The sequence below is a fragment of the Caldisphaera sp. genome, assembly GCF_046536515.1.
GTDB lineage: Archaea > Thermoproteota > Thermoprotei_A > Sulfolobales > Acidilobaceae > Caldisphaera.
The window spans coordinates 22,285-33,085 of sequence record NZ_JAWDMQ010000012.1; the positions used below are offsets into that span (position 1 = coordinate 22,285).

General features: G+C 29.0%; 6 protein-coding genes and 1 pseudogene. 4 read left to right on the plus strand and 3 right to left on the minus strand.

Annotation, left to right across the window (positions count from 1 at the left end; genetic code table 11):
* Positions 1 to 35: 35 nt before the first annotated feature.
* Genes RXO53_RS03135 through RXO53_RS03150 form a run of 4 tightly spaced genes read left to right on the plus strand, consistent with a single transcriptional unit; the run spans position 36 to position 6,821 of the window.
* Complete coding sequence (locus RXO53_RS03135) at positions 36 to 1,280, plus strand: metallophosphoesterase family protein (protein ID WP_410712809.1); 1,245 nt, start codon at positions 36 to 38, stop codon at positions 1,278 to 1,280.
* Positions 1,280 to 4,084, plus strand: coding sequence for an AAA family ATPase (locus RXO53_RS03140; RefSeq protein WP_410712810.1), 2,805 nt, complete (start codon positions 1,280 to 1,282; stop codon positions 4,082 to 4,084). The genes RXO53_RS03135 and RXO53_RS03140 overlap by 1 nt, the downstream gene beginning before the upstream one ends.
* 4 nt (positions 4,085 to 4,088) lie before the next feature.
* Positions 4,089 to 5,255 carry a DNA double-strand break repair nuclease NurA gene (locus tag RXO53_RS03145; protein ID WP_410712811.1) on the plus strand — a complete coding sequence of 389 codons (1,167 nt, stop codon included), beginning with the start codon at positions 4,089 to 4,091 and terminating at the stop codon, positions 5,253 to 5,255.
* Positions 5,256 to 5,264: 9 nt separating this feature from the next.
* Positions 5,265 to 6,821 (plus strand): helicase HerA domain-containing protein, encoded by a 1,557-nt coding sequence (locus tag RXO53_RS03150; protein ID WP_410712812.1) that lies wholly within the window; start codon positions 5,265 to 5,267, stop codon positions 6,819 to 6,821.
* A 587-nt stretch (positions 6,822 to 7,408) separates the two neighbouring features.
* Here the strand turns inward: RXO53_RS03150 and RXO53_RS03155 are convergent.
* The 3 genes and pseudogenes from RXO53_RS03155 to RXO53_RS03165 all read right to left on the minus strand — a co-directional run bounded on the left by RXO53_RS03155 (position 7,409) and on the right by RXO53_RS03165 (position 10,013).
* A complete protein-coding gene (locus tag RXO53_RS03155; RefSeq protein WP_410712813.1) occupies positions 7,409 to 8,266 on the minus strand; it encodes a methyltransferase in 858 nt (285 codons plus the stop codon).
* A 183-nt stretch (positions 8,267 to 8,449) separates the two neighbouring features.
* A pseudogene (locus RXO53_RS03160) lies at positions 8,450 to 9,053 on the minus strand (zinc ribbon domain-containing protein); the annotation flags it as partial.
* A gap of 198 nt (positions 9,054 to 9,251) precedes the next feature.
* Positions 9,252 to 10,013 (minus strand): mechanosensitive ion channel domain-containing protein, encoded by a 762-nt coding sequence (locus RXO53_RS03165; protein WP_410712814.1) that lies wholly within the window; start codon positions 10,011 to 10,013, stop codon positions 9,252 to 9,254.
* Between the last annotated feature and the right edge of the window lie 788 nt (positions 10,014 to 10,801).

Consider the following 10,801-nt stretch of genomic DNA (forward strand, 5'->3'; position numbering starts at 1 on the left):
TAATACACATAAATAAAATAAAGGAGGTTCAAAAATTGCAAATTGTTCATATGTCTGATCTTCACATTGGTGCTAGGCCATATAATGAAAACATTATTTATGAAGATATAAAAGAGGCCTTTAATCAATCCGTTGAGATGATAAAAAAGGAAAGGCCTGATTTATTTATAATTTCAGGAGATTTATTTGATAGCCCAAAGCCTGATAACGATTCTTTAAAATTTGTTATACAGAAGTTTAAAGAATTAACTAATTTAGGAATACCAATAATACTAGCACATGGAGAACATGATACCCCAGGAAGAAGAGAAACAACTATATTGCAAGTAATTTCTTCCGCAGTTGATAAAGTATATGCACCATTATATGAAATAAGGTCAGATAAATCTACACCAAAAGAAAAAACGTATGAAGAAATTGTCGAGAATACAAAAGTTTCAATTAATAAATTAAATGTATTTGTGTATCCATTTAAAAAATTAAACCTAGATTTAAGAAGGCAGCTTGCTAAAGAGTTATTGCCTTATTACAATGAAGCTATAAAGCGATTAGGCGGGAAGACAGTTTTTGTTGCACATTTTTCTGTAGAGCCCATATTTGTTCATGACGCTTTAGTTTCTGTAAATGAATTGCCAGAAGCAAGTTATATAGCAATGGGGCACATTCATAGGAGATGGATAAACAAAGAAGGAAAGTATTATGCTTATCCAGGGTCTTTATATCCAATAGAATCAAATGAGGCAAGATTCTCTACCAAAAGGGGTCCATTGCTTATAGATCTTTCTACAGATGTTCCTAGTATACAGGAAATAGATATACAAGTTAGAAAAAATGTTGTAAAGGAATTAGAAATAACAAACGAAAAAGAAATCTATAGTAAAATTAAAAGTATTGTAGATATTGAAAAGAAGACTTTAGAAAAAAATAATAAAAATCCTCTCATTTATTTAAAAATAGGCATACCTAAAAACATAGTCTCTAAGATAGTTTTGCAAAATGTAGAAAAGGTAAAGAATGAAGAAAATTTAGTTATTATACCTTTATTAGAAAGAATAAATAAAGATTTAGGAGAAGGACCTTATTCAGTAAAATCTTTAAGCAAAAGCTTACTAGACCCCGTAAATATAATGGTTAATGAATTTAAAATTAAAGAAAGCACAGCTAGGCTATTAATAGAATTAAGAGATGCCGCATTCGAAAAAAATGAAGAAAGAGTAAATGAATTGTTAACAAAGTTATCAGAAAGCAGCATAGAAGAACTAAAGAAGGTGTTGGCTTAATGGGATACTATATTATAGATTCAATATCATTAAAAAACTTTTTAAGCCATGAAGATACAAAAATAAACTTTTCTTTAGGCAGCACTGCATTAGTTGGAGAAAATGGGGCAGGAAAGAGTAGTGTATTGGAAGCCCTATTCTTTGCATTAACACTAAAACCTTGGAGAGATAGATCTTATTTGATAAAAACCAATTCGAGTAAGGCAACAATAACGGTTAAGCTAAGGGAATTAGATGGTAATAATGTATTAGAGCTTATAATATATTTAACAAGAAGAGGCAAGGATGGATTAAATACAGAAGTTACGCTAAAAAGGAATGGTAAAATTGAAGCATCAAAGGTGGAGGAGTATAAAAATATTTTAAAGCAATATTTAAATATGCAATCATTGCCTGATGTAAGTGATTTTTTGCAAAATTCGATTATAGTTAAGCAAAATATATTGAGTAATATAGCAAGCAAAATGAGTGATTCTAGAAAAGATTTTAAAGAATTAATTGAAAGTGCGTTAGGAATAAAATTATATAAAGAAGTAGAAGAAAATTTGACAGAGATTGATATAAAGCCTGATAAATTTGAAGAAGGTATTGGAATTTATAATATAAAGCAGAGGCACAAAGATAATTTGGAAATGACAATAGAAAAGAAGAAAATAGAAGTAAATGATATAAATAAAAAACTAAATGAAATAATTAGAAATATGAAGGAAAAAGAATCGCAAAAAGTTATAATGGAAAACAAAAAAGAGGAAATTAATAATAAGCTATTAAATCTGCAAAACAAAATTATTGAATTAACAATTTTAAAATCAAAGAAGGATTCCATAGAGTCTGAAATAAATAAAATTAAACTTGAAATAAATTCCATAGAGTCTGAAATAAAATCTATTGATTTTAAAATAGCTGAAATAGAAAAAGCTAAACCTATTGCGAATATGTATGGAGTTTTGGAAGAATACACAAAGTTAGTTGATGAAAATAGAATCCTTGAGAATGAAATAAATAACTTAAAAAGTATAAAGTATTATTATAGTATATTGCTAAAAAATAGTGAAATTGAAAAAAGATATGAAGAATTAAGTAAAAAAATAGAAGAATTAAGAAAAGAATTGGATACAATAAAAGTTGAACACGCTCGTATAAAAGAAATTAATAAAAATTATAATAAGAAAAAAGATAGAGTTAATAGTATATTAAATAATTATAAGGAGCTAATAAGCGATGTAGTTGATATTAATGTTTTTAAGAAGTATAAAGATATAACTGATTCTTTAAATGATTTTATAGAAAAAGCAAAGGATTACTATGAAAAATTGGAGAAAGAAAATGAAAAAAATAAAGAGCAAGAAAAAGAGATATCGAATAAAATAAGTACCATTAATTATAATATTAAATTAATGAAGAATTATATAAGTGTATTAGAAAGACCTGGAGAAAGCAGTGAATGCCCGGTTTGTCATAGTAAGCTAACGGGCAAAACTGTAAGTGATTTGAAAAATAATTATGCAGATGAGATTAGAAAACATGAAAAAGAACTCAAAGAACTTAATGAAAAAGATAAAGAATTAATTGATAAAGTAAAGCAAATTGAAAATAAATTGAAGTTATTAATGAATATAATTAATGAACTAAAATCTATAAACGATGAAATAAGTGATGAAATGAAAGAGTCTGAGAAAAAGCTTTTGTTAATAAGTTCTGAATTGGATGAAAAATCTGAAGAACTTGAAGGACTTGAGAAAGAGTTTAAAGAAATAGAAGAAGGACACAATGAATATATAAGTGCATTAAATTATTTCAAAGTTATTAATTTAAATGTAGAGGATATTCCTAAAAAGTTGGAAGAATATGATAAAAAGGTTGTCATTAACAATGAAATTAAAAATAAAATTAAAGAAATTGAAAAAGAATTGCTAAATAAGACAGATTCTAAATCAGTTGACGAGGCAAAAAATAAAATTAAAGACGCAGAGTCTAAGGTTAGCTTATTAGATAAGTACATAGAAGATAGAGAAAAAAATGAACAAGAATTAATTAAAAAGAAAGAAGAACTTGATATGAAATTAAAAGAACTTGATGATATTAATTTTAAAATTAATTATATGTCTGGATTAGAGCAAGAAATTAGTAAATTAAAAAATGATGCAGATAACTTAGAAAATCAATATCAAAAATTAATAAAAGAAATAAGTGCTCTGGAAGGGGAGAAAAAGGTAAACGAAGACAATTTGATTAGGTTAAAGAATGAAGTAGAAGCGTTAGAATCCATAGAAAAGAAAATCGTTGTTGGGCTTGCATCTATAAACATCTTTGATAAGATACAAAGATCCCTCTATAATAATGCATTAATTTCTTTGGAAAATGAAATGAATAACATCTTTTCTAGATTCGGTCTTGATTATTCTAGAATTGAAATAAGAGAAAATAGTGATGGAAATCTAGGAGTATATGTAATAGATAGAGAAGGTAATGAAGGACCTATTTCTATTTTAAGCGGCGGAGAACAAAATGTAATAGCATTAACATTTATAATAGCATTAAATAAAATAATACAAGCTAAGATAGGATTTTTGGCACTAGATGAGCCAACAGAGAGTTTAGATGAACAAAGAAGGAAGATTTTAGTAGAAGTTTTGGGAAAGCTTACTGAAAGTGAAACAAGCGAAGTACCTCCGCCCGTTAATCAATTGCTATTAATAAGTCATCATAGTGATATAATGGATAGCATAGATCAAATATGTAATGTGAAGAAAGAAAACGGGATATCGAAGGTTTCATGCCAAAACGAGGAAAAAATCGGGTGAGATTATGGAATCAAATCTAGTTAAATCTGCTCTAAAAAATAAAGATATTATATTAAACATAATTAAAAAGTTCCCATACGAGAACAAGTGTAAAATAGATTGGAGAGAGTTACCAGAAAAGGGAGAGATGGTTGAGTATTCAGCTGAAGATGGAGGAGATGTAGTTTCAGAATTTGAGACTTTTACAATTTATGCTGTGAAATCATATTCTAAGATTTTTAGCAATGCAAATGATAAAGGTAAGCCGGAAGAAAAGGCTTTTTTCGGTTTATTGTTACCCCCTAAGTATTCTATGTCTAGAGTTTCTTTATATAGAGAAATTTTAGAAGCAAGTTCATCATTAAATTCGATACCAAAAAATGGTATGTTTTTATTTGATGGTAGTATTGTACCTATAATTGCTTGGTGGAGACCTTTATCTTCTATAAAGAATGGTTATATGCTAAATTCATTAATAGATTTGGCAAAAGAAAAGATGCAAGAAAATGAAGAAAATATTAGAGATATTAATGAATTAATAAGTGATAAAGTAGAACACCCGATAATGCCAGAGTTATTAATGAAGAGAGCACTAAATGGATACAGCTTAGATGATTCAGATTGGTATCTTGCGTTAGAAATATTGGAAAAGTTGTATTCTTATAAGGTTCTTATTGAAAAAATATGGGAAAATAATTCAATTCCAGTTTTTATAACCAAAACTAGTAGATCAAGAGATTTCTGTAAAAGCAATTTACCAGACGTTCATATAATTAGGAGAGCTGAGCCTTCAAATCCAGGTTATCTAATATGGGAAGACAGTATAAGGTATGGTTCATACAATATAACTGGAGAAAGAAAGGGAGATAAAATGTTCCCTAATATAGGTAATATTTCAGACTTTTTTGAAAGGAGGCTGGGCGTATTAAAACTATATGCTAGATTATCAAGAGGTGGGTCTATATTACAAATAGAGTTTTTATTAGATAACGAAAAAAATATGCCAAATTATGAAAGCCTGACTGAGGAATTATTATCAAAGCTTATTTCCATATCTCTTCAAAAAGGATATCCTACGTCCCTTGTTTTAGCCCATCATTATGCCACTATAACATATAACGATATGGAATCATTAATTAAGATTTCTGGATTGGAAGGTGAAGTAAGGGAGAGGACTATGCTTTATTTTTGAGGTGGTATTATGATATGCGGTGAAGTTCCTTTAGGATGGATTGTAGGGGAAAGTGAACCTGAAAGAAGCTTGGTTATTTTTTCAGAAAATAATCAGGATAATCAAAATGTAAGGCTATCGGCTGGTATGTATTTAACTGTAGAAACACCTGGAGGATGTGTATTAGGTATAGTAGAAAAGTTAATTTCTGGGAGCAGGCTTTTGCCTCAAAGCGTTACCGATCCTGAGTCTGTCGGATCAGTAATTTCAGCAATAACTCATGGAGAACTGGTTAAGGAATCTTATCTCAAAGGTTCAGTTAGATGGCTTAGTTATCTGAAAACACTTAAAAATGGGTTAATAGAATCTCCAAAAATACCTCCTATGCCAGGTACTGATGTTTATTTAGCCAAACAAGAAGACTTGGAAAACATATTTGGAGGTGATGAGAAACAGGGTTGGATATCAATTGGCAAGTTGTCATCCTCGACTATGTCAAGTAATAGCGTTAAATATAAAATAAATGTAAACAAAATACAAAGGCATCTAGCAATTCTAGCTGTAACAGGTGGAGGGAAAAGCAATACAGTATGTGTTCTTTCAAGAAAAGTGGTTGATGAATTAGGGGGTACAGTCGTTTTATTTGATATGCACGGAGAATATGGAGATTTAAATTTAAAAGATAAAGGTAAAGTTGTCAAGCCTTCTATAAATCCGGCTGTAATGGAATTTAGCGAGCTCAAGGATTTAGCAAGGTTTCCTGTTAATGCAATAAATCAGGAGAGAGTTTTAAGAAAGGCATGGATTGATACAAAAAATGAGTTAAAAGGGGGGAAAATTAATGCAATAGAGTTCATGGACAAATTAAAGGAAAAATTAAATAATAGTTTATCTGATAGTCAAATTAAAAAAGATGTTAATGGAGTATTGAACAAACTTGAGGATATTCAAGATTATTATGGAGATGTTTTAGATCCCAATACTCCTATGGATTTAAAAAAAATAATAGAACCTGGAAAGTTAACAGTTTTTGATTTAAGCGAATTAGATGAAATTGGAGCAGATGCAGTTGTTAGTCATTATTTAAGAAGAATTTTACAGGAAAGAAAACTAAATAAAAGAGGTAGAAATGGATATCCCGTGCCATTATTTGTTGTAATAGAAGAAGCCCATGTTCTAATACCAAACAATGCCGATACTTTGACTTTATATTGGGCTTCAAGAGCCGCAAGAGAAGGAAGGAAATTTGGAGTGGGTCTTATTTTAGTAAGCCAAAGGCCGAAAAATGTTAATTCTGACGTTTTAAGTCAGACAAACAATAAAATTATTTTAAAAATGGTTGAGCCACAAGATATAAAGTATGTTCAAGAAGCAAGCGAAGAATTAAGCGACGATTTAGCCGATTTACTGCCAAGTTTAAATCCAGGAGAAGCTATAATAATAGGTAGCATGGCTAAATTGCCTGCATTAGTAAAAATACAGCTTTGTGAAAGCAAAAAATTAGGAGGAGATCTCGATTTAGTAACTGAATGGAAAAACAATGAAAATAGTAAATTGAATAATGAAGATGTCAGCTCTATTTTCTAGCTTAAAGATTTGAAAAATTTTTATTGTAAATAAACTCTTTTTAACTTTAGGTTATTTTAATTATAAAATAATTAAATTTTCTATATGATTGAGTTATGATAATATATTTTCTTGATAATAAATTTTTTAATACAAATCGAATTTAGTAAGACTTTTGTCTATTTTATCTAGTGCAGTAACTTATAAGGTTTCGTCAACTTATATATAAAATAGGTGAATGGTATGAGCAACTTAATATATAGGAAAGAGGAAAGAAAAACAATCGATGTTAGTAAAAAAGATGAGAAAGAATTAGAATGGTATGAGGTTTCAATCTATGCGGAAGGAGCTTAAAAAGTTTTATTAATTTGCTTTTTTATAAATAAGAATTTATCATAATAAGGAGTAAAATTTTGGATAAATTTTGATGTTACTAATTTAGGTATTTTTCTCCAGACTATATTGCGTCTGAATTTAAATCTGAACTCCTACTTGCATTAAAGGGCGAGACTTTCTGTTGTAAACGACTTTGCTTAATAAATTCTTAATATAAAAAATTTAAAATATTATACAATAAACGCAATTAAAATAAACTACTTAAAAGTCAATTAACCTTTTATAGCTATGATTCCCATAGCATATTTATCATAACCTATAACATTAAAACCTATGCTTTTTAAATTACTTGCTACTTTACTCGATAAAGACTTTCCTTTAGTTCTACCAGGTTCTCCGGTATAATGAAATAATACACCTTTTGGTTTCAATAATCTAAAAAGATTTTCATAAAATTCTTTACTATATAAACTTATTGAACTAGAGGTTAGCCTTGGAGGATCATGTATAATATTATCAAATTTCATATCTATTTCTTTTAATATCGAAAATGCGTCACCAACAACTATAGTTATTTTGTTTGATGATAATTCTTTGCTCCAAGGATTCCTTTCAGAAAGCCATAAAACATTTTCGTCTTTCTCAATTGTAACAATCTTTCTAGCTCCAATTTTAAGAGAATTTATTGTTGTATATCCTAGCCCAGTTCCAATTTCTAAAACGTTTGAACCAGGTCTTATTCTAGCTAATCTAACTTTTCTTTTTGCATCTTCTAAAGGGTTTACTCCCTTAATTCTATGCATATGTATACCATTGATTTCCAAAGTAACTCCTGATTCTATTGGAACTAACTTATAATAATTGTTTGGGGTTCTTACTTCAGCCTCATAATAATCCTGATTTTTATTTATTAGCAATACAGACCTTCTATCCATATGATGCTTTAAAACCTCTTTATCTATTTCAAATATATTATCACTAAAATATATTATAACCTTACCATTGTTTTCTTTATATAAACCTATATCTCTTTCTAAATTTATCGTTGTTGCCTTATTATCAACTATATTTTTTGATTCTAACGGTGATAAAGCAATACCGTCAAACGGTTTAAACTCAAATATCTCCATATTAGTCCTATTTATAATGATTCTTTTCTAAACTATATAATTTTATATTAGAAAAAAAGTTATAAATAAAAATATAATCCCCTTTAATCCACCAATAAAATACTGAATCTTCTTTATCTATTGGATTTTCTTCATAAGATATTTGATTATTATATGCATGCATATACGGTTTAATGATCCATCCTAAGGTAGGGCTTTAGGTTTCATAGGGCTTAATAACGTTTGATACCAAGCTCTACGCCCTTGGACTTCATGGAGGTCATGGGGCAATGCCTCATCCACACCCCTCCGCCCCTTTAGCGGGATAACCCCAACCCACCTACTCCAAGTAGGAGTAAAAAAGAGGTGGGAAAACCCGCACATCTTGAGGTAAATATTTAATGATGCATTTAGCTGCCTATCTAAAGTGAAACCACACCTCTCACACCTAAAAGTTCTGCCAACCTTTCGGGAAACCCATCACATCTGGGCAGGACTTAGATGTGAGGTAAGGGTTCACTTCCTTAACAAAAGAACCATAAAAGGGGGCCTTATATTTAAGCACGTGGTGAATACTCCTCCATACAGTTCTAGAGATCCTTTTAGACAAATTGTTGTTAGCGTCTTCAAACATTTTTTGCTTATTCAATTTCTTAACAGCAAACGTAGCCATGGGATACATATTTAGTAACTTATTAACGAACTTGTTAACATAATCAAGCACACGATTCTTTTCACGGTGAGAATACTTCTTTATCAGCACTTTTCCCTTTTTTCCATGCTTTGAAGAGAAAGACTGTATTTTACCCTCTTCAACTTGGGTTTTCTTAACGAGGCTTTTCCTTTTTCAGCCCTCCTCTTCCAACCCTCAAGTAAAGAGTTTTATTTTTCTGTTCATATTATAAAACCTTCATCATTTTATCTATAAATATATAATAAAAGTTTATTTATGATGTTAATGTAAATTAAAGAATTAGTGCACCAGTAGATAAACTGGTAAGTTTCATTATTTATATGAAATTAGTTGCCTCAAAACGTTGTCTTTAATTATTAGCCAATTCTCATCAATAGGTATAGTTATTCTAATTAAATAAATTACATAATTTTTATCGCTTTGTTCTGATAAATAAATCTCTGCATTATTGCCAAATTTGGATAAAACTTCCTTAGCTTTGTTCTCAAATAGTTTTATGTCAGCTATAGGTATTTCTACCCTAATATTATTTGTTATATAATTACTCCATTGTGTATAATGTTCTATAGCTGCACCTCCCAATAATATTTGATTTGGTATTTTGATTTCTTGTCCTTGCTCAGTTACTATTGATGAAGAAAATAAACCAATCTCTAAAACCCTACCTTTAAATCCCGGTGCAATATAGTCCGAAGAAAAAAACTTGTACGCTGGACTAGATGCCCATTGATATGGCACTTGCCAATTTAATATGGTTATTATATCTCCTTGTTTTATAAATCTTGTACCTAGTATTATTAAACCTGCAAATAAGTTACCTAAAACCGGTTGTAAAGCCAATCCTAAAACCAATCCAGTTACTGTACCGCCAAATAATGCTAATTCAGTGCTAATCCTTGTAAATGCAATAATTATTACAATAACTATTAAATAACCCAATATTTTAAACAAATTGCCTATAGAAATTGCCCTTTCTTTATATTTTGGTAATAAATTTCTTGTTATTCCGTTACCTATAATTCTTACAACTAACAAACTTGCTATTAATTCTATTAAATCTTTAACAACCCACATATAAATCTTTAATTTTATAAAAAATAGTCCTAAAAATTGCATAAATGTATAAACTGATATAGCAATAATAATTAAGATTATGATTTCTATAATTGCTCTTCCAAATCCAGAAAAGCGGCCTTTTGAAATTCTAAATCCCCCTTTAGTTTTTCTATGTTTTATGTTTGCTAAATGAAATTTAACCTTTTCTCAACCAAAGGAAGTTAAATTTCGGTTAACTCTACCGTTCTTATGGGTAAAGTAGAGATAACTGGAGGTTATCTTAACTTATATTTATAATTTTAAATTATATAAATATATTTTTTATTTTTAAATTTCTCCATTAGTTTTTCTTTATACTGCTAAGTAATACTTTTAAGGAGGGGTCTCCATAATTTTATCTCAAATTATACAGATAAATTGGTGTGGCGTTTAAGGTGAATAAAATAGTCGGTATTACTTAAAATTTTGGTAATACCGGCAAGTAAATGATTAATAAAGTTTGCTAGTTTTAGCTATAGCATTATAATTAAAAAATTATTTATTTTATAATTAAAAAATTATAGTATATTAGGATACTGCGTAGTGAATCGCGTAGTGAATTTTAAAGCTAATGTATTAATCTATTATTGTGCAGATAGTATTGTAAATTAAAAAATCATATAGTTGATACAAAAAAAACAATTAATCTAAAATTATTATTTTAAAATTATTGCATTTCCTTTTTAAATTCTTTCCTAGATTTGAATTGCTCTCTTAATTCCCTCTTCAATATCTTACCTGAAGGTGATTTTGGTAACGAATCAACA

Coding starts and splice junctions, on each gene's coding strand:
- RXO53_RS03140 (WP_410712810.1), top strand. CDS start 1,280: ATGGGATACTATATTATAGATTCAATATCATTAAAAAACTTTTTAAGC.
- RXO53_RS03145 (WP_410712811.1), top strand. CDS start 4,089: ATGGAATCAAATCTAGTTAAATCTGCTCTAAAAAATAAAGATATTATA.
- RXO53_RS03150 (WP_410712812.1), top strand. CDS start 5,265: ATGATATGCGGTGAAGTTCCTTTAGGATGGATTGTAGGGGAAAGTGAA.
- RXO53_RS03155 (WP_410712813.1), bottom strand. CDS start 8,266: ATGGAGATATTTGAGTTTAAACCGTTTGACGGTATTGCTTTATCACCG.
- RXO53_RS03165 (WP_410712814.1), bottom strand. CDS start 10,013: ATGTGGGTTGTTAAAGATTTAATAGAATTAATAGCAAGTTTGTTAGTT.